The sequence below is a fragment of the Mucilaginibacter kameinonensis genome, assembly GCF_003675385.1.
In the GTDB taxonomy this organism is placed as follows: Bacteria; Bacteroidota; Bacteroidia; order Sphingobacteriales; family Sphingobacteriaceae; genus Mucilaginibacter; species Mucilaginibacter kameinonensis.
In genome coordinates this window covers 1,108,358-1,127,347 of the sequence record NZ_RCWZ01000002.1, presented here as the reverse complement: position 1 = coordinate 1,127,347, position 18,990 = coordinate 1,108,358, and the positions used below count along the sequence as shown (strand labels likewise).

The 18,990-nt window shown below is 42.2% G+C and carries 18 protein-coding genes and 3 tRNA genes; 12 read left to right on the top strand and 9 right to left on the bottom strand.

What is annotated here, in order from left to right:
- Positions 1–141: 141 nt before the first annotated feature.
- The 3 genes from EAH55_RS11520 (at position 142) to EAH55_RS11510 (ending at position 3,187) form a co-directional block, all read left to right on the top strand.
- Positions 142–321: a hypothetical protein gene (locus EAH55_RS11520; protein ID WP_121809740.1), complete on the top strand. Its 180-nt coding sequence runs from the start codon at positions 142–144 to the stop codon at positions 319–321.
- An 88-nt stretch (positions 322–409) separates the two neighbouring features.
- Positions 410–1,852: a tetratricopeptide repeat protein gene (locus tag EAH55_RS11515; protein WP_121809739.1), complete on the top strand. Its 1,443-nt coding sequence runs from the start codon at positions 410–412 to the stop codon at positions 1,850–1,852.
- Positions 1,853–2,053: 201 nt separating this feature from the next.
- The gene (locus tag EAH55_RS11510) at positions 2,054–3,187 is read left to right on the top strand and encodes a glycoside hydrolase family 76 protein (protein ID WP_121809738.1); all 1,134 of its coding nucleotides are present in this window, start codon (positions 2,054–2,056) and stop codon (positions 3,185–3,187) included.
- Between the two features lie 93 nt (positions 3,188–3,280).
- Here the strand turns inward: EAH55_RS11510 and EAH55_RS11505 are convergent, their stop codons facing one another.
- Entirely contained in the window at positions 3,281–3,616 is a 336-nt protein-coding gene (locus EAH55_RS11505; RefSeq protein ID WP_114937126.1) for a hypothetical protein, read from the bottom strand.
- 157 nt (positions 3,617–3,773) lie between these two features.
- Here EAH55_RS11505 and EAH55_RS11500 point away from each other — a divergent pair, with 157 nt between their 5' ends.
- Both EAH55_RS11500 and EAH55_RS11495 read left to right on the top strand, forming a co-directional pair.
- Positions 3,774–3,929 (top strand): lmo0937 family membrane protein, encoded by a 156-nt coding sequence (locus tag EAH55_RS11500; protein ID WP_114937125.1) that lies wholly within the window; start codon positions 3,774–3,776, stop codon positions 3,927–3,929.
- Between the two features lie 117 nt (positions 3,930–4,046).
- Positions 4,047–4,367, top strand: a complete 321-nt coding sequence (locus EAH55_RS11495) for a hypothetical protein (protein ID WP_112573717.1) — start codon at positions 4,047–4,049, stop codon at positions 4,365–4,367.
- A gap of 22 nt (positions 4,368–4,389) precedes the next feature.
- Here the strand turns inward: EAH55_RS11495 and EAH55_RS11490 are convergent, their stop codons facing one another.
- Entirely contained in the window at positions 4,390–5,076 is a 687-nt protein-coding gene (locus EAH55_RS11490) for a DUF2461 domain-containing protein (RefSeq protein WP_121809737.1), read from the bottom strand.
- Positions 5,077–5,249: 173 nt separating this feature from the next.
- On the opposite strand from EAH55_RS11490, the gene EAH55_RS11485 reads away from it, so the two are divergent.
- From EAH55_RS11485 to EAH55_RS11470, 5 genes are all read left to right on the top strand, one after another.
- Positions 5,250–6,041 (top strand): NIPSNAP family protein, encoded by a 792-nt coding sequence (locus tag EAH55_RS11485; protein ID WP_121809736.1) that lies wholly within the window; start codon positions 5,250–5,252, stop codon positions 6,039–6,041.
- Positions 6,042–6,175: 134 nt separating this feature from the next.
- A complete protein-coding gene (locus tag EAH55_RS30850) occupies positions 6,176–6,340 on the top strand; it encodes a hypothetical protein (RefSeq protein WP_162996833.1) in 165 nt (54 codons plus the stop codon).
- Positions 6,341–6,343: 3 nt separating this feature from the next.
- Entirely contained in the window at positions 6,344–6,826 is a 483-nt protein-coding gene (locus EAH55_RS11480; protein ID WP_121809735.1) for a hypothetical protein, read from the top strand.
- Positions 6,827–6,998: 172 nt separating this feature from the next.
- Positions 6,999–8,216, top strand: a complete 1,218-nt coding sequence (locus EAH55_RS11475) for a cytochrome c3 family protein (RefSeq protein WP_121809734.1) — start codon at positions 6,999–7,001, stop codon at positions 8,214–8,216.
- A gap of 43 nt (positions 8,217–8,259) precedes the next feature.
- The gene (locus EAH55_RS11470) at positions 8,260–8,484 is read left to right on the top strand and encodes a DUF4287 domain-containing protein (RefSeq protein WP_121809733.1); all 225 of its coding nucleotides are present in this window, start codon (positions 8,260–8,262) and stop codon (positions 8,482–8,484) included.
- A 2-nt stretch (positions 8,485–8,486) separates the two neighbouring features.
- Here the strand turns inward: EAH55_RS11470 and EAH55_RS11465 are convergent, their stop codons facing one another.
- The 6 genes from EAH55_RS11465 to EAH55_RS11440 all read right to left on the bottom strand — a co-directional run bounded on the left by EAH55_RS11465 (position 8,487) and on the right by EAH55_RS11440 (position 12,932).
- Entirely contained in the window at positions 8,487–8,822 is a 336-nt protein-coding gene (locus tag EAH55_RS11465) for a hypothetical protein (RefSeq protein WP_121809732.1), read from the bottom strand.
- A gap of 428 nt (positions 8,823–9,250) precedes the next feature.
- On the bottom strand, positions 9,251–9,496 hold the full coding sequence (locus EAH55_RS11460) for a transcriptional repressor (RefSeq protein WP_121809731.1): 246 nt from the start codon (positions 9,494–9,496) through the stop codon (positions 9,251–9,253).
- Positions 9,497–9,577: 81 nt separating this feature from the next.
- Positions 9,578–11,959 carry a TonB-dependent receptor gene (locus EAH55_RS11455; RefSeq protein ID WP_121809730.1) on the bottom strand — a complete coding sequence of 794 codons (2,382 nt, stop codon included), beginning with the start codon at positions 11,957–11,959 and terminating at the stop codon, positions 9,578–9,580.
- A 733-nt stretch (positions 11,960–12,692) separates the two neighbouring features.
- A tRNA-Cys gene (locus tag EAH55_RS11450) sits at positions 12,693–12,766 on the bottom strand.
- A gap of 6 nt (positions 12,767–12,772) precedes the next feature.
- A tRNA-Ile gene (locus EAH55_RS11445) sits at positions 12,773–12,845 on the bottom strand.
- Between the two features lie 13 nt (positions 12,846–12,858).
- Positions 12,859–12,932, bottom strand: a tRNA-Pro gene (locus EAH55_RS11440).
- 420 nt (positions 12,933–13,352) lie between these two features.
- On the opposite strand from EAH55_RS11440, the gene EAH55_RS11435 reads away from it, so the two are divergent.
- The gene (locus tag EAH55_RS11435) at positions 13,353–14,924 is read left to right on the top strand and encodes a TROVE domain-containing protein (RefSeq protein WP_121809729.1); all 1,572 of its coding nucleotides are present in this window, start codon (positions 13,353–13,355) and stop codon (positions 14,922–14,924) included.
- A gap of 913 nt (positions 14,925–15,837) precedes the next feature.
- Positions 15,838–16,521: a TIGR02117 family protein gene (locus tag EAH55_RS11430; protein ID WP_208644827.1), complete on the top strand. Its 684-nt coding sequence runs from the start codon at positions 15,838–15,840 to the stop codon at positions 16,519–16,521.
- Between the two features lie 87 nt (positions 16,522–16,608).
- Here EAH55_RS11430 and EAH55_RS11425 read toward each other — a convergent pair whose 3' ends face one another.
- Entirely contained in the window at positions 16,609–18,897 is a 2,289-nt protein-coding gene (locus tag EAH55_RS11425; protein ID WP_121809728.1) for a GH92 family glycosyl hydrolase, read from the bottom strand.
- Positions 18,898–18,990: the final 93 nt, after the last annotated feature.

Here is an 18,990-nt window from a genome sequence, read left to right as displayed (position 1 = left end):
CGGCAAAATAATAGGCTATAGCATCACATCATTTTCACATAATGCGTAAAAATTTGATTATCAGTAAAATATAATTGTATATTTATATACCTGATCAATTAACAATTAACTGGTTTCAAACGGATTTTAAACTTTAAAGTCATGAGCGCATCAACCAAAGCATTTGACAAAAACACTTCAATGGGTTTTAGGGACAAAAACACCTCAATGGGATTTGCTGATAACGAAACAGGCCTCGAGCCGGAAAACGAAGTTACTGACGGATTTGCCGGCCCTCCTGAACCAGAAGATGCAGCTGAAGAACCTTCAATGGATAGTTAAATAACTATTTTAATAAGCCGATACCATTACCCCGTATATCTTTTATCCCCGTTTATTAAAACGGGGGCTTATGCTTTATAAATAATCTATGCTGAACCACATACAAAAGGTGATGGCTTGCGTATGCTTTTTCACGGGCATCGCGATAAATACCTACGCTCAAAAAAAAACACTAAACCAATTAAGGCAACAAGCCGATCAGCATAAAAATGACACAGCAGGCGTTGAGCCCTTGAGGCAATTAAGCCTGCAATTGCAAGCTACCCGCCCCGATAGCGCTTTGATGTACGCACAACAAGGACTTGAACTGGCCCGCAAATTCTCATTTAAAAAAGGCGAAGCCGACTGCATGAACCGCCTGGGCGTAGTTTTATGGAAAAATGGCAAGTACGACCGCGCCCTCTCATTTTTACTTAACTCCCTAAAAATCCGCGAAGAAATCAACGATCGCCTGGGTATTCTAAAAAGCCTGAGCGATATAGGCATTGTTTATTCCGACCAGATGGACAACGTAAAAGCTCTGTCCTATCATTTTAAAGCTAAAGCTGTTGCCGAAGAATTGCACGAAACCGCCCGCCTCGGTATTATCCTGGCCAATATCGGCAACTGCTATATCAAACTTAACAAAGTTGATTCGGCTTTAAATTATGAGATGCAGGCCTACACCATAAAACAAAACCTTAAGGATACGGCCACCATGCCCAACACCTTATCCATTTTAGGCGACATCAATTATAAAATGGGGCATACCGCCCTTGCCTTGGATTATTACCGGGTAAGTGTAAATTACGCTGTTAAAACCAACGATCAAAACAGCCTTGCCGACAGCTACAACAGCATAGCACAGCTCTATAAGCAAACCGGCGCGCCCGACTCAAGCGTATATTATGCCTCGTTGGCCCTTAACGCGGCAAAAAAAGCGGCATATCCTGAAGGCATTTTCCATGCCAGCAACCTGCTTACCGATGTATACCGGGGCAAAAATGATCACCTCGAACTGCAATACCTGAAAACCTCCATCGCCGCGAAGGACAGTATGTTCAACGCCGAAAAAGTCAAACAGATCCAAACGCTAAGCTTTAACGAAGCCGCCCGGCAGGAGGAAATTGCCGAAGAAAAGCACCGAGAAGAAGAAGCCCGGATAGTTAACCTGCAACTGGTTGGCATAGCTGTATTTATACCCACGTTTTTCCTGATTGTGCTGCTGCTTAGTAAAAGTCGCACCCACCGCAAGGTTATTGAATTTATGAGTGTATTATCCTTGTTGCTCGCTTTTGAATTTATTACCTTATTCATCCACCCTTTTGTACAACGCATCAGTAATCACTTACCTGTGCTTGAGCTAATCATTTTAGTATGTCTTGCATCGGTACTGGTGCCATTTCATCATAAGCTTACCCATTTTATGCGCGAACGGCTGGTACATGGTCATCAACAGCATCATCATCCATCAGCCCCTGCATCTACACCTTTATCCGAGAAAAAGGAAAGTAAAACGCATGCCACCAAACGCAAACCTGCGCAAGGTTAAAACTGCAACTTAATATTCCTCTTTTCAAGTCCGTCTTCTCGGTTAAAATGCCGGTTAAAAATTGGGTTAATGATTTTTTATAGGTTAAAACGCCATCAAGCAGCGTTTTTTTAACCTATAATTGCCCCGCCTATAATAAACAAAAGCAAATCTTATCTCGCTACCAGCCAAGCCAATTTTACTAACCTACATTTATAAATTATGAAAAAAACAATCTACCTGTTACTCCTGAGCTCTTTTATTACCGCGGTAAGCTGCAGTAAGGGAAAGGAAGTTACACCTGCTACTACCAAGCCCGATACCAATACCCCTACTCCAACCGATAACAGCACCGGCTTTAGCAGTGCAGATGCTGATCTTGCTTATACAGCGTTCAATAATGCCTTTTATGATTCAAACAATAAGCTTTATTTCAGCACCACCAAAAAAGACGGCGTAGCCGCTATATGGACACAGGCTGTTTACTGGGATATGGCCATGAATGTTTATGAACGCACCAAGGCTCCGGCGCAACTAACCCGGATCAGCGATATATACCAGGGAAACTACAATCATTACGATGGCTACAACTGGAACAATACTACCGTTTGGTTTATTTATGATGATATGATGTGGTGGGTAATTGCTTTGGCCCGCGCTAACCAGCTTACCGGTAATGCTGCTTATCTTGATAAAGCAAAAGCAGGGTTTGAGCGGGTATGGAATGGCTCATATGACCCGGTAGACGGCGGTATGTTCTGGGATTTTCAGCACAGCGGTAAAAACTCGTGCATCAATTTCCCAACTGTTATAGCGGCCATGAAACTGTATAGCATCACCAAAGATGCATCATACCTTGACAAGGCTAAATCCATCTACACATGGTCAAAAACCAATTTAGTTGACGCATCTGGTAAAGTAAACGACAATAAAATAGGCAATAACCCGGCCGGTGGTCAGGATTATACTTATAATTCGGGCACAGCCATCGGCGCGGCCATGGCGCTATACAAACAAACCAACGATGTAGCTTACCTGAATGATGCTAAACTATATGCCGATTATGTTAAAAACAACCTGTGTACCAACGGCATACTTCCTGCCGAAGGCGATTTTAACGAACAGGGTGTGCTAAAAGCTATTTTTGCCCAGTATATAGTACAGTTGATAAATGATGGCGGTCAAAGCCAGTACTTGAGCTGGATACAGACCAACGTCAACACAGGCTGGAAGAACCGCGACGCCCGTAATCTAACTTACCGTAATTATGCTGTAAGCACACCTACCGGCGATATTCAGTCGTACGAAGCCAGTAGTATTGTAACCTTCATGCAGTTGATACCGCCAACTAAATAAAAAAATAACTCTTGTTATTTACAAACAGAGGCGCAAGGATTTTCCTTAGCGCCTCTGTTCATTTTTATGGGAGTAATATGTGAACATCTAACTTTAAATCGTCCATAATTGTGGCGTGTCCCTAAAATGATTGATCTCTTCAATCACATCCACTACTTCGTCGTATGATAGCTCGTGTTCGCCATCAGCAAAATAACTAAACACTTTGCCCGGCTGCTCAAAGCTGACATACCCGAGATAATCAGGATTGGTTTTCTTATTTGGCAGCAAAAGCCTGTCGGGTTGGTTTAGCCTGGCAAGAATCGAGTCATCGCGCCGGAAAATACTGTAGGTATAAGTTAAAAACGGGTGCCCGTCGGCATGCGCCTCACTTTCGGGCATGATTACAAGTGACAGGTTATTGGCGGTGGTTACGAAAAAAGGTTTCATAATGCAGGTTTATCCGCAAAATATAACAATAGGGATGCCACAAAACACATTTCGCTAAAATTAATTCACTGTCAGTATAAATAATATTTTTACATAAAGAATGATTTATGGCATGGTTTTTAAAGTAGTTTATATAACAAACTAAAAACATCAAACTATGAGATCACTATTGTATATCATCGCGGTAATCCTGATTATAGGATGGGCGATCAGCGTTTTTGCCTACTCGGCAACAGGTTTAATACATGCATTATTGGTAATTGCCGTAATTTCATTTTTACTGGGCATTATCAGAAACCCATCAACTGTTTAATGCTAAAACTATCTTATAAATTAAACTGAGCGCGGGCCATATGCCCGCGTTTATTGTTTTGAAACATGCCACACAAACCCCGACGACATTTGTTAATAAGATAATAAACTTACTATCATGGCATTATCCGACGAAGAATTCAGGGAAGAATATAAACCGTTGCATATCCCCGCGCATTTCGATACGCAGGATACCCAGCAAAACAAAGCTATTTACGCGCTGGCCCAGATTGGCGAAGGTACGGCAGACAGGGTATTAAAAGAGCTGGAAAGCCTGCAGCCCGGCATTGTAAATGAGCAGCTTACCGCTCTGGTTAAAACCACCCTGGCCGACCTGTTTAACAAAGGCCTGCTCAAAGGCGAAGAGCATAACGGCCAAATGCACTACAACCTCAGCAAGATCACGGAAGCTAACGACGGGTCAACCGGGCATAAGTAAGTCGCCCCCATAAAGGGTTCGGCTAATCCTCTTCCCCGTTTAAATTTGCGGTGAGCACATCACTCATGTAATCAAAAAACGGGCGCATACTTTTAAAAGTGTCAGAAGCCTGTTTTACAAAATCCGGACTTAAAGCTTCGGCGTCGGTAAAGCGTCGTCTAACTAAAAACTGTTTATACCTCAAAAGCTCAATGGCATCATCATCGGCGGCGTAACCTTTGGGGGTTGTTTTAAGCTGCTCTCCCTCCAACACACCAAAAACAGTTTTAAATTCCTTACTGTTTATGATCTGCTTTAAAGGCGATGGATCAAAGGCGATATCGTCGCGGATCCGTTTAAGATCAGGCGTGTTAGGCGCCCAAAAACCTCCTCCTATAAAAGTATTTCCCGGTTCCAGGTGAAAATAGTACCCACCCCTGCGATGTTTGCCTGCACGTTTAAAACCGCCGCTCCAATTGCTTTTAAAAGGTGTTTTATCTTTTGAGAAACGGATATCGCGGTAAATACGGTGCAGCGCCTTTTTTGCGGTAGGCGTTTCAATTACGTCATGCGTATTAACCAAATTCAATAACCCTTCAGTAAAAGTCTCCACATATTCCAGTTGCAGCTGATAAGCTTCTTTATTTTGTGCAAACCATTCGCGGTTATTGTTCTGTTTCAGTTGCCTCATAAAATCGAATACAGAGGCGGGTAATAATAGCTGGCTCATAATAAATAGATGATCTGCAAAAGGCAGGTGACCAAATTAGAGAAATTTGCAAGCCGGCCAAAATCAGATGCCTTTGTATTACAATTAGATGATGCTTTCGTTTTCAAAAACATACAACAGCCGCGCCGCATTTTTGCCGAAAAGCCTATCTTAGCCAAACAATTAAACCTCCTATGAAAAGGCGCTCCTTTGTTAAATCAACCCTGTTAACCGGTGTAACCGCAACTGTTTTACCCGCTATGAGCAACGCTACAGAAACCGCCCTTAAAACTACCGAGTATTATGAGCTAAGAGTGTACAACCTCAAAAGTCCGGAACAACAAAAGCTTGTTGAAGATTTTTTGAGAGATACCGCTATACCGGCGCTTAATCATTTGGGCGTAAAACATGTAGGCGTATTTACTGAAATGAAACCCGAAAGCCAAACCAGGCTTTTTGTATTGATACAATTTAACAGTATCGCCCATTTCAACTCGGTGACAGAAAGCTTTGACACCGATGCCCAATTACAGGCTAAAGGGGCGGCCTATCTGAACGCCCCGGCTGCATCCCCCGCTTATGAGCGTATTGAAAGCTCATTATTAAAAGCATTTGTACACATGCCACACCTGGAAGTGCCGGAAAATAAGGCAAGGATTTTTGAATTGCGACAGTACCAAAGCGCCACCGAGGCCGCCGGGAAAAAGAAGATTGAAATGTTTAACGAGGAGGGCGAAATAGATGTATTTAAACGCCTCGGTTTCAAACCTGTTTTTTGGGGCGAAACGGTTATCGGTCCGCAAAGGCCTAATCTTACCTATATGATCACATTTGATGATATGGAAGCAAAAAGCGCCCATTGGAAAGCCTTTGGCAGCGACCCTGAATGGAAAAAGATCAGCGCCGTACCCGAATATGCCGATGCACTGTTGGTTAATAAAATAACTTCAACTATGCTGGTACCTACTGCGTATTCGCAGATATAATTTTTTTCGGTGTTATTTTTTCAGATTTACGGAGTTTTAAAAACTTCGTAAATCTGTTATCTGATGCTAACCAAGCGCCCCTTCTCTAATTTTGCCTTAAAGCTTATTTTTTCATAAATTTGATTAGTCACAGTATGGACAAAAACAAGCAAACACTTAGCGATGCTGAAATTGAACTCTTAAAAGAAGGGTTGAAACGAAGCTATAAAGAACGTTTTGAAATGGCTACTCGTTTATACAAAATACAGCAAACCATGAGCAAAGCCTCCATAGTGCATAAACCATTTATCAGCAAATAATTTGTGGATGTATTTGACGAAGAAATATTAAGTTTTTGGAAAGCGCTTCAGGACTTTAACGTTCAATATATCATGGTTGGCGGATTCGCCATCAACCTTCATGGCTATCAGCGCTTTACCGGAGACCTTGATATCTGGATAAAAGACACCCTTCAAAACAGACAACAACTACGCAAAGCTTTCATAGGTTGCGATATGGGCGACTATCCCATGATAGAATACATGCAATTTGTACCAGGCTGGACTGACTTTCAACTTAATAATAGCCTCAAATTAGATATTCTAATTGACATGAAAGGTTTAGAAGGTTACACGTTTGATGAATGCCTGGACATGGCCTCAGTTGCAGAAATTGAAGGTGTACAAGTACCGTTCCTGCACATCAACCAGTTGATAGAAAACAAACGTGTTATAAACAGACCGAAAGACCAACTGGATATCATAGCTCTCGAACAGATTCGTAAATTAAGAGACGGAAACAACTAACCCCCCGAAATCGAAATTCCCAATTCCGAAATCCCACATCCTCCCCTACATCACCTCTACTACCTGTTTTAGCATTTGTTTTATATAAATATTGATTTAAATTGGAATTAGATTTTACCGGGTTTCCCAAAAAATCAAAACCAATTTATAACCAGCCAGATAACCGTAAACAATGCTCAAAAAAAGATACTCTTTTTTAGCTCTTATTGCTCTTATACCCTTAAGTTTCATTTTAACCCAGTGCTATAACTCAACTCCTGCCGATCCGAGGGGCGAAATTTACGCCGGATCTGAGAGTTGTAAAAAATGCCATAGTGATGTTTACAGTTCCTTTCTGCACACCGCGCATTTTCAAACATCGCAGTTGGCTAATATTCATAACATCCGGGGCAGCTTTGCCAAAGATTCCAATACGTTTGAGTTTGGCATGGGCCAGAAAATAATAATGAAAAAGCGCAATGACAGCCTTTACCAGGTTGGTTATCTCAACGGAAAAGAAACCGAAGCCGAACCTTTTGATGTTTCCATTGGCAACGGCAAAGCCCAAACCTACATGTATTGGAAAGGCAAAATGCTTTATGAACTACCGGTATCCTATTTTGCGACTATCCATAATTGGGCCAATAGTCCTGGTTATTTGCCCGATCGTATGAATTTCGGTCGCCCTATTTTGCGCAGATGCCTGGAATGCCATAGTTCGTACGTAAAAGAACTTCCGCCGCAGGCTGGCGATTTCGGCTTTGAAAAAGCTTCCCTCATTTATGGTATCGATTGTGAGCGTTGTCATGGCCCTGCAGCCAATCACGTTAACTACCATACCGACAACCCCGATGATAAAAAGGCAAAATATATTGCCACTTACGCATCATTATCGCGCACGCAAAAAATGGATGCTTGCGCGGTTTGTCACTCGGGCAATAAAAATATCCCGCAACGCTCATCATTTGAGTTTGAAATGGGCGATACCTTGCTAAAAGACCGTACCCAACCGCGTGTAATACCCGGCAGCAATATGCCCGACGTTCATGGTAACCAATATGATTTGCTGATAGCCAGCAAGTGCTACACCATGAGCAAAATGGATTGTGGTAATTGCCACAACCCACACGTAAGTCAGCCTCAAAGTATGGTAACCTACACGCAAAAATGTCTGAGCTGCCACAGTGAGGCTAATCATAATTTTTGCAAACTGGCACCGCAAATGGGTACGGCTATAAAAACATATTGTATTGATTGCCACATGCCAAATAAGGCATCAAACGTGATCAGGCTCGAGGCTGCCCAAAGCAAAATGAAAGTGCCGTATATGGTGAGGAGCCATTACATTGGCATTTATCCGGAGGAGACCAAAAAGATTCTCGATTTTGTAAATGGCAAAAAAGGGGTGTAATTTTTGTATTTGTAATTTTAAATTTACTCAAAACATAACCACCATGTCATTCCAGGGATATTTAAAAACAATAAAAGAGAAAACGGGCAAAGGGCCGGCCGATTTCAGGCAATTGGCCGAAGAAAAAGGTTTTACAAAAAATGGCGACCTGCTTGCAAAAGCCGGCGACGTCACCAATTGGCTTAAGGCAGATTTTGAACTGGGGCATGGTCATGCCATGGCTATTTACGCTTTATTGAAAGGGATTAAGAACGAAGACAGCGAGTAGACTTAGTGCCAGTCATGGCCACAAAACCGGCATTGCCTGGCGAGAGGTGTACGGGCAACTTTACCACATATCTCACATCTGTTAAAATACACTTTATCAGGATGGTTTTTCAATGCATTTTCAGCAGCCCTTAATCGAAGCTGCTCGTAACCATCATCCAGTAATTTTAATATTTCCGGGTCTTCGGTAATCCTTTTATTTTCCAGGTACCATCGTTTACGTAAATTATTTCCGTTGATTTCGCCCACATAGAAATGGTGTTTCAAAGCAATCAGCTCCGGCTCACTAATCAGGCTATTGAAATGACTTATTATATAATCTACTTCCTCTTGAGTCATCAAGGATAAAAGTACAAATCCAACATCAATTATAGATCACATAATACAATCTGATAGCGATCAGGTATATCGATATCAGCTCTCCTTTAATACAGGCAGCCCTTTCCCCGGGCGAAAGCGTTTTATGGGGTATGAAAAGATATTTAAAAACTGAGATGAGGTTTCTTTTTACGGTAGATAATGTTTTCATGTTGGCTTTGCTTTCGGTTGATGCTTTTTAATTTACACCACCCATTGCCAAACAGAGGCCAAACACATATCACACTAAAAATCAAATACTTAAATAAAAACAACACTTATTTACAATCACTATATTTCGCAATATTACTTAGCAACGTCGAAATTCAGTGATTACCAATGCCTTCACACCCTTATTCTTCGGAGGTGAATAACAGGATTTAACCAGGTGAAGCCAACCTGATATCTTGTTAAGCATTTGAAGATATGTATTGGTATAAAGCTTTCCGGTCAGTTTTAGGTACTTTGGCAATAATTCCCGCATCCTCCATCCGCTTTAAGTGTCCGTAAATTGAGCCTATACTAAAAGTAGCCCCGTTAGCTTTCACATCCAACCAAATGGTTTCGGCATCCACAGGCTCCCGGTGATCCATCAGGTATTTTAAAATAACCTGTGATATGGGTCGTAACTTTATTTCATTAATCAAATCATGCATAGCAGGTGCAATCAGGCATTAGTGTTTGGTTATTAAAAAATACCGGCCAGAGATTCCTCTCCGACCGGCGTGTGATAAAGGTTAAAACTTAAATGAAGCTGAGGCAATCAGCTGGCGCAAAGGCTGCGGATTAGCTGTAAACGACGGCGACCAGTATTTTTCATTACCGATATTATTGGCAGCAATCCCCAAACGCCATTTAGGCTGTTCATAAAACACGATAGCATTCACCAGTACAAATGACGGGATCACGATGGTATTGCCCAGATCATAATAGCTTTTTTGAGCATAGTTACCACCTACGCCAAAACCAAAGTCCTGCAGTAAAGTGCCAGGTTGAAATTTATAGCTACCCCAAAAATTGGCCACATTTCTTGGCGTACCGGTTACATCCTTACCCTCGCCGGATGTAGCGCGGATGTATTGATTTTTGTTGTAAACATATCCCGCAATGAGGTTAAGGCCCTCTACAGGGTTAGCAACAATGCTTACCTCTGCTCCCTGGCTTTTTTGCTTACCGTCCTGATAGGTAAAATTGGCGTTATCGTAACGCAAAGCGTCGCGCACATCAATGTTGTAGTAACTTACCGTTGCCGAAAGCCTGTTATTGGCTGTACTTACTTTAACACCACCTTCCCATTGAAAAGCATGTTCCGGTTTCAAAACAATTCGCGTACCGTCGGGCTGCACAATTGGGCCATTGTTGGTAAAACCGCTCATGTAATTACCAAAAATGGATACCTGGTCTTTAACGGGTTGATATATTAAACCCAATTTTGGGGTAAGTGATGTTTGGCTATATCCACCATTGCCTTTAAGCTGATACCGGTCGACACGTAAGCTAACCAGCGTCATCAGCCTGTCTGTAATATTTACTAAATCAGAAGCGTAGGTAGCGTACTGGTTAAATTCTGAAGGATATAATCCGGTAAAGCCATTCTGAATAGCTTTATCAGCCAGTGGTTGCGTAACAGGGCCGTATGATTTTGTAATGTCGATAGTATCGATAGTGGCGCTGGCATAGGTAAAATCGCTTTTGGTGTGAATATAATCCAGTCCCCAAACCAGACGGTTACGGACCTTGCCGATCTTGAAATCGCCTTTTAAATTATGCTGAACATCTGTATTGATGGTAGTAATAGGGCCAAATAATGAGATTCCGCGTTCTATGAGCGTAGGGCTAATGAATGTTGGATATGCCTGGTAGCTTTTGGCAACCTTTTCGTTGTTTACAGAGATATTGGTTTGCGATGTCCAGCTATCATTGATCTTGTATTTAGCCTCAAAATATGAACGGAAGGTATTGGTCACAGCGTTGATCCCATCGCTGTAAAGTGAAGTGCGATAATCTAAAGGGTTTTGATTAATGTTGGTGATATTCAACCCGGTGTACCGCATATAAGGCACACGGGTAAGATCTTCGTGGTAAATTTCCAGATCGGCCGACAAAGTAAGGCGGTCATTTACCTTATACAACAGGCTCGGGTCGATAGTAAAAGTGTTGTTATGGCCGTTTACGAGGTAGCTTTGTTGTTTGTTTACAGCGGCATTAACACGAAATAATGCGGTTTTTTCCTGGTTAAGCGGGGTGTTAATATCGGCAGTAACGCGGTTTAAACCCCAGCTTCCAGCCGAATAGGTGATCTCACCTTTCGTTTCCGCAGTAGGTTTCTTGGTAACCATATTGATGGCACCACCATAAGATGATACCGTGTTGCCAAACAACGTAGCCGACGGGCCTTTTAACACTTCAAAATGATCAACATTCACCGGATCAACAGATGAGCGACCGGCCGCTATGAACTGGATGCCGTTTCGGGCGGCAATCTCGGCCGTAAAACCCCTCAAGGTAATACTGGTGCCACCAGCCGGATCAATAGATGGAACAGCGCCGGGTACGTTTGATAAAGCCTGAGATATATTTACGTTAAGCTGATCTTTTAGCAACTCGCTGGTTACAACGTTGTAAACCTGAGGATTCTCGAGGTTTTTAAGCGGAAGCTTGGCAACATCGTCGCTTTGCTGACGGCTAAATTTGTTAATCTTTTTGCCCGATGTTACCACCACTTCCTGCAATTGCTGGTTATTTTCGGTAAGGGTAAAGTTAACTTCAATAGTTTCGCCGGCTTTAACCTCAACCGTTTGGTTTTGTGTGTTAAGCCCAATATAACTGGCAACCAGGGTATAAGTACCCGGATTGATATTGTTTATGGTATACATACCATTAGCGTTTACATGGGTACCTTTACTGGTGCCTTTAAGGGCCACGTTCACAAACTCACCAGGCTGCCCGTCTGACGTGACAACTTTACCCTTAATTGTACCATGCGGGGTTTGGGCCTGCGCAACACTGCTAATAAGCAGTAACACAAGGCATCCCAGCCATTTTAGCGTATTGTAAATATTAACTTTTTGTAATGGATTGAATGTAGAAGGTTGACTGCATAGTCGGGAAGAATTCATAGTTTTGTTTAGAATGATTAATTAGATTAAAGGATCGGTTAACATTTACCCGGTGTGAAGTTTGGCGACCAGGCACCGGGGCTTTTTTACTTTCAGGCTATAACCCTACCTGAAAGGCTCATCTCATTAAATCTTTATACTTAGCTCTGCTTCTTTTTACCTATAACTAATGGATAGGCAAGTTGAATGAAGTCGAAAAAAGTAAAACTGCCACGTTGAAGTTTATTCATTTGCAAATTGAAATATTAAAGGATCGGTTAATTGCTGCCCGGTGTAAGGTTTGGCGACGGACACCGGGTGGTTTAGGATTGGATAGATTTTTCGCCCCGATTCAGGAACAAATGACCTGGAATTAAGCAGACATCTTATTTTGATGAAAAACCGGGGCGATATTACTTCAAGCAGTGGATTCATAACGGTAACAGATGAGTAATTGACTACAAAGAAATACTCTATTTAGAATAAATCCAAATAAAAATAACAATACATTTATTTACAGCTATTTACACGGCATTCTTTCAAACAATACAACACAGAAAACAATCGCCGATTGTTCAAGGATAGAAGATATCATTCAACAATTAAAACAGCAACCATAAAACAAAAAAAGACAAAAAATACCAATATAAATACTATTAAATAAGTATTTAATAACAAAAACAACTGATCGCCGCACAGGATATCCAACAATCAAATCCGCTGCGTATTGTAATTACGCATCAATAAAAAAGAGAGGCCGGTACAAGATTCGAACTTGCGAGCATTCCTTTTGCAGAGGACTCCCTTGAACCACTCGGGCAACCGGCCATGTTGTGGAAATAAAAGGACTTGAACCTTTAACCGACACCGTATAAGGGTGCTGCTCTTACCATTGAGCTATATTTCCAGCTGTAAATCAGTAGGGTAACCCGTACTCGAACCGGGAGCCTCCACATCCCAAATGTGGTAATCTGACCAATTGATATACTACCCTGTAAAGCAAAAAATCCCCTTAGTTTTTATCTAAGAGGATTTCTCAATGTTGTTATATACTTACTATATATACATAGCTATCTCCTCTGATAAATCAGTATGGGTGATGGACATGATATACATATTGTTGTTTTCATGATGCAATTATACAAACAATATTTAAATTAAAAAATAATTATGAAAAATATTTTTCTTAACAACTATTTGAACCTTGATTCGTAGGATTAAAGGATTACTTGAGTAGAACCCTAAAGCGACATTTAATCTTCTGAATTTTCACAAATCATTAAAGCATCAAGTCCATCTTTTAATCCTACGAATCAAGGTTTAGAAAAAAATAAAAATATTTTTCACTGCGCAAATACACTGCGCAGTAACATCTAACCTTTGTATCAACAAAACGAAATAAAGGAGGTTCAAAATGAAATTCAACCTGTTAAGCAGAGTAAAAACCAAAACGACAAATCATGAAGGAGCGAAAGCCTTTACCATGAGTGCCGAATTGGAATTGTACACCATGGTAGTAACCTGGAGCTTAAACAACACCTTTTATGAAAAAGACCAGGTACGTATGGAGCGCCTGCGCAACCTGATAGCTAAATGTAACCCGGTATTTGTTGGTAAACTGGCAGTTTATGCACGTACCAAAATGTATATGCGTTCGGTACCGCTGGTGTTGGTTACCGAATTGGCTAAGCTGCACTCGGGCAACGATCTGGTTGCCCGGGTTACCGACGGGGTTATCGGTCGCGCCGATGAAATCACCGAGTTACTGGCTTGCTATGAAACATTAAACCAGCGCAAGGGCACTAAAAAGCTCAATCGTTTGTCAAAGCAAATGCAAAAAGGTTTATCACAAGCGTTTAACCGCTTTGATGAATACCAGTTTGCTAAATATAACCGCGATGGCGCTATTAAAATGCGCGACGCTTTGTTCCTGGTGCACCCACGTGCCAAAGACGATTTGCAGCAGCTGATCTTTAACAAGATTGCAGCAAACGAACTGCAAACGCCTTACACCTGGGAAACAGAACTCTCGGCTCTTGGTCAGCTGAATTTTGACAGCGCCGAAGCCAGGGCAATAGCGTTCCGCGCCAAATGGGAAGAGCTGATTGATAGCGGTAAAGTTGGCTATATGGCCTTACTGCGTAACCTGCGCAACATACAGGATGCCGGCGTAAGCTATGCGCACTTTAAAAAAGTATGCACAACATTAGCCGATGGCGAACAGGTGGCTAAAGCCAAACAGTTCCCATTCCGTTATCTGGCGGCTTACCGTGAGTTGATAACTCCTGCATCGGCAGTACAAAATATTGCGAGGGCAGCCAAAGCAGCTATAACAGGCAACAAAGGCTACACCGGCGAACTGCTGGACGCTTTGGAAAAAGCAGTACAGGCAAGCGCCGCCAATATCAGGGGATTTGATGAAAACACCCGGGTAGTGCTGGCCTGCGACGTATCAGGATCAATGCAGAAACCTGTATCAGCAAAGTCAAAAGTGCTGTTGTATGATATCGGTTTGATGCTGGCCATGTTGCTGCAGTCTCGCTGCAAAAATGTGGAAGTGGGTATGTTTGGCGACCGTTGGAAAACCATTGCCATACCATATAACAACATATTAGGCAACGTACAGGAGTTTTACCGCCGCGAAGGCGAAGTGGGCTATTCAACCAATGGCTACCTGGTTATCCATGACCTGAGTACCCGCCGCGTAGTCATAGACAAGGTAATGTTATTTACCGATTGTCAGTTGTGGAACAGTAACGGTGGCAGCAACCACATCCAGGAGCAATGGGTTTATTACAAAAAACACGTTGCGCCAAAGGCAAAGCTATACTTGTTTGACCTGGCTGGTTATGGCCAGGCGCCATTGCAGCTATTGCAAAACGATGTGTACTTAATAGCAGGCTGGAGCGATAAAGTTTTTGATGTGTTAGCAGCAATTGAAAACGGAAGCACAGCGCTGGATATCATTAACAAAATAGATTTATAAAACGTGTAGGGACGCTAACATCCCTGCACTTAAAAAAATAAAGATGCCGTTTGCCTGGCGTTACTTCGTCCAAAGTTTAATTACGCGGGCTGCTTATTGCTCTTTATAAAGAAGGTGTCGTTTATAAGTGTTACTTCGATTTCCATTCCTGAAACGTCGGTTTGAGTCCGGCCCCGAAAGGGTAGTTTAGACGAGTAGAACGCAGTGTAAGCAAGCACTTATAGCTTATTACCCTTCTCTTTAAAATATAAAAAATAAAATAAGGTGCCGTAAACAAGTACTACTTCGTTTAGGGACGTTAGGGTCGCCGGTTCGATCCCGACCCGCTGGTAATGGCGGTAGCTCAGTTGGTAGAGCATAATGCAGAAAATTTGTTGACCATTGCCCTTATTTTTAAATGAACAACAGGTTAAAGTGTCGTAAACAAGTATTACTTCGCATTTTAACCCCAGGGTCGCCGGTAAAAATCCGGCCTTTAGCCAAAAGCTAAGGTAGCTCAGCAGATCAGAGCATGGGACAACCGAAACACTTGTTGCTTGTTGCCTTCAATCTGTTGTTCATCATTTTCTTTTACCTAAACCTGTTGCAATCAGGAATAAAGATGCCATTGGTAAGCGTTACTTCGCACCCTTAATGCTATACCCGCGCTTGCTGCCCGTTGCTCTTTATTCCCTGATTTTTAAACAAAGACACAAATCCCTTCGGGGATAAGTAATGAAAGATGCCGTAAGCGGGTGTTACTTCGATGGTTGAAAACGTGTAGCAATACATGTAGCCAGGTTCGAATCCTGAAAGCCACCTGTTGCCTTTTGCTCTTTCATTTTTAGCTTTTAGAGAGCCCAATCTACCTATAGGGTCACCTTCTGCTGTTTCCAGTATTAATTAAGGTAAACCAAACCTAAAAACCTTAATTATGAAAACCATTAAAAAAATTGCAAAAGTAATTTTAAGATTCGTGCTGGGCTTTGTGGCGTTTGTACTGCTTTACATCTTTGCGGCCTTTATATTCTCTGTATGGAGCGTTAAAAAAGAGGCAAAAACCTCAAATGATGTAGCCATTTATATCCTAACCAATGGCGATCATACAGATATCGTTGTCCCGGTAAAAAATACCGTTACCGATTGGAGCAAGGAAATAAGTTATCAAAATACTATAAGCAGGGATACCACAGCCCGATATTTAGCTATAGGCTGGGGTGATAAAGGCTTTTATCTGAATACCCCTACATGCGCCGACTTAAAATTCAGCACGGCGTTTAAAGCGGCGTTCGCTTTAAGTACATCGGCCATTCATACTACCTATTATCAAAGCATGCCTGAAAGTAACGATTGCAAACAGATCATGATCAGCAATGAGCAGTATAAGCGGCTGATAGCTTTTGTGGATGACAGTTTTAAAAGAGATGCCGCCGGCAACGTCATCAACATAAAAACAAATGCCAATTATGATAAAAACGATGCGTTTTATGAAGCACATCGTAAATATAATATGTTTTACACCTGCAATACCTGGGCCAATAACGCGCTAAAATCATGCGGCCAAACGGCCTGCATATGGACACCGTTTGACAGGGGCATTTTTTATCATTACAGATAAATAAAAATGATTAAACAAAAAGGGCTCTCCAATGCGGAAAGCCCTTTTTTAATTTCGAAATCGGAAATCCGAAATCAAAGTCAATCTCTACTTGTGCTTCGAGCTCATGTAAAAAGTGATTTCGCCACCGTTCATGATCTCGTCATGGCTGATAAACAACTTGTCAAGCGGCTTACCGTTCAGTACCATTTTTTGCACGTATACATTTTTAGGACCTTGATTTTTAACGTTTACGGTAAACTTCTTACCGTTATCCAGGTTGATAACCGCATGGTCAACAGCCGGGCTACCGGTTGAGTACTGGTCAGAACCTGGGGCTACCGGGTAAAAACCAAGCGAGGTAAATATATACCATGCGCTCATCTGGCCGGTATCATCGTTACCACCCAAACCATCCGGGGTTGGCTTGTACATCATTGGCAAAATCATGCGTACGCGTTCCTGTGTTTTCCATGGTTTATGTGTCCAGTTATACAGGTAAGCCACGTGGTGCGATGGCTCATTACCATGCACGTAGTTGCCGATAATACCGTCGCGGGTGATATCTTCCGTTTCGGCAAAATATTTATCAGGCAGGTTCATGGTAAACAATGAATCGAGGTAACGCACAAAACGTTTATCACCGCCCATCAGCTTGATCAGGCTTTTAGGGTCTTGCGGAGCGAACAGCGTATAGTTCCAGCTGTTGCCCTCAATAAAGCCTTCGTTAATGGTGCTCAGCGGATCAAACTTAGTTCTGAACGAGCCATTGGCCAGCTTAGGGCGCATGAAACCTATCGAGGCATCATAAACATTTTTATAGTTTTCAGAGCGTTTGATAAACTCTTCATAAATATCATTCCTGTTCAGTTTTTTGGCAAGCTGAGCAATTGCCCAATCATCAAAAGCATATTCAAGGGTTGAAGATACAGATACACCGCTTTTTTCGTCAGGGATGTATCCTTTATCCATATACTCGCCAATACCTTCATAATCGCGGTGGCGGGCTGTAGCAACGCAGGCATCAAGCGCTTTGTTGGCGTCAAAATTCACATTACCTTTTATAACGGCATCGGCAATTACAGCAACGCTGTGGTAGCCACTCATACACCAGTTTTCGTTACCCGAGTTTGACCAAACCGGCAACATGTGCTCCGGGCTCTGATCAAAGTGAGCCAGCATTGACTGGATCATGTCTGCGTTTCGTTTCGGCTCAATAATGTTGAATAACGGGTGCAAAGCTCGGTAAGTATCCCAAAGCGAAAATGTAGTATAGTTAGTGAAACCATCTGCCTTGTGTACATTTTGATCAAGACCTTTGTATTGGCCATCAGCATCCATGTACAACGTTGGGTTGATCATGGTATGGTACATGGAGGTGTAGAAGTTCAGTTTGGTTTCTTTGCTTCCGGCAATCTCTATTTTATGCAGTTCCTTTTCCCAAAGCTGCTGACCATCATTCTTGATCTTATCAAAGTCCCAGCCTGGCGCTTCGGTGCGCATGTTGTTCATCGCGCCATCCATGCTTACAGGAGATATGGCAAACTTGATCTTGATCTTCTCCCCTTCCTCGGTTTTAAAATCGAAGTAAGTACGGATCTGTCTGCCTGCGATTTCAGGGAAGTTTTTAGTTTGATTGAATTTACCCCAGAAACCACCGTATACTTCGCGTTTATCATACTTTTTATAGCCATGCTGATAAAAAGGTTTTGAAAAACTCATGGCAAAATACAACGTACGGGTACGTGCCCAGCCATTGGTTTGGCGGAAGCCAACAACAGTTGAATCGTTAACAACCTTAAGGTAAGTCCATACGTTTTTATCAGGATAGTTATAGATACCCGCCATCAGGTCAAGAATGATATGCGACTGATCTGACTTAGGAAAAGTATACTGGTGGAAACCAACCCTTGCAGTGGTTGTTAGCTCGGCCGTTATATTGTTATCATCCAGCCTTACTTTGTAGTAGTTAGCAGCGCTAACCTCATTCTGATGCGAAAATGCAGAACGATAACCGCTACCCGGTTTATCTGCAGTACCCGGATTTAGTTTAAGCTGGCCCACAGTCGGCATAATTAAAAAATCACCCAGATCCGAGTGACCGGTACCGCTGAAATGGGTATGACTAAAGCCGACTATCGTTTTATCATCGTATTGGTAACCCGCACAGTATTTATACACATCGGGATTATAGTGACCGTCTTTTTCATAGCTGGCCGTATCCGTTTCGGGGCTTAATTGCACCATACCAAATGGTACAGTAGCACCAGGATAAGTATGCCCCATACGTTGTGTGCCTATAATGGGATTAACATAATCAACCAGCTTTTCTGTTTTTGTTTGGGCCTGTGCATATGCCGCCGACCCTATTAATAACGCTGTAAGTAATTTTTTCATTTGTACTATTAAGTATATCCTTGTTCCCGGCTACGCCGGAAAAATATTCATCATCACCGGCCCTCCTGTTTATTTACATTACAGCCTTTAGCT

Coding starts and splice junctions, on each gene's coding strand:
- EAH55_RS11520 (WP_121809740.1), top strand. CDS start 142: ATGAGCGCATCAACCAAAGCATTTGACAAAAACACTTCAATGGGTTTT.
- EAH55_RS11515 (WP_121809739.1), top strand. CDS start 410: ATGCTGAACCACATACAAAAGGTGATGGCTTGCGTATGCTTTTTCACG.
- EAH55_RS11510 (WP_121809738.1), top strand. CDS start 2,054: ATGAAAAAAACAATCTACCTGTTACTCCTGAGCTCTTTTATTACCGCG.
- EAH55_RS11505 (WP_114937126.1), bottom strand. CDS start 3,616: ATGAAACCTTTTTTCGTAACCACCGCCAATAACCTGTCACTTGTAATC.
- EAH55_RS11500 (WP_114937125.1), top strand. CDS start 3,774: ATGAGATCACTATTGTATATCATCGCGGTAATCCTGATTATAGGATGG.
- EAH55_RS11495 (WP_112573717.1), top strand. CDS start 4,047: ATGGCATTATCCGACGAAGAATTCAGGGAAGAATATAAACCGTTGCAT.
- EAH55_RS11490 (WP_121809737.1), bottom strand. CDS start 5,076: ATGAGCCAGCTATTATTACCCGCCTCTGTATTCGATTTTATGAGGCAA.
- EAH55_RS11485 (WP_121809736.1), top strand. CDS start 5,250: ATGAAAAGGCGCTCCTTTGTTAAATCAACCCTGTTAACCGGTGTAACC.
- EAH55_RS30850 (WP_162996833.1), top strand. CDS start 6,176: ATGGACAAAAACAAGCAAACACTTAGCGATGCTGAAATTGAACTCTTA.
- EAH55_RS11475 (WP_121809734.1), top strand. CDS start 6,999: ATGCTCAAAAAAAGATACTCTTTTTTAGCTCTTATTGCTCTTATACCC.
- EAH55_RS11470 (WP_121809733.1), top strand. CDS start 8,260: ATGTCATTCCAGGGATATTTAAAAACAATAAAAGAGAAAACGGGCAAA.
- EAH55_RS11465 (WP_121809732.1), bottom strand. CDS start 8,822: ATGACTCAAGAGGAAGTAGATTATATAATAAGTCATTTCAATAGCCTG.
- EAH55_RS11460 (WP_121809731.1), bottom strand. CDS start 9,496: ATGCATGATTTGATTAATGAAATAAAGTTACGACCCATATCACAGGTT.
- EAH55_RS11455 (WP_121809730.1), bottom strand. CDS start 11,959: ATGAATTCTTCCCGACTATGCAGTCAACCTTCTACATTCAATCCATTA.
- EAH55_RS11435 (WP_121809729.1), top strand. CDS start 13,353: ATGAAATTCAACCTGTTAAGCAGAGTAAAAACCAAAACGACAAATCAT.
- EAH55_RS11430 (WP_208644827.1), top strand. CDS start 15,838: ATGAAAACCATTAAAAAAATTGCAAAAGTAATTTTAAGATTCGTGCTG.
- EAH55_RS11425 (WP_121809728.1), bottom strand. CDS start 18,897: ATGAAAAAATTACTTACAGCGTTATTAATAGGGTCGGCGGCATATGCA.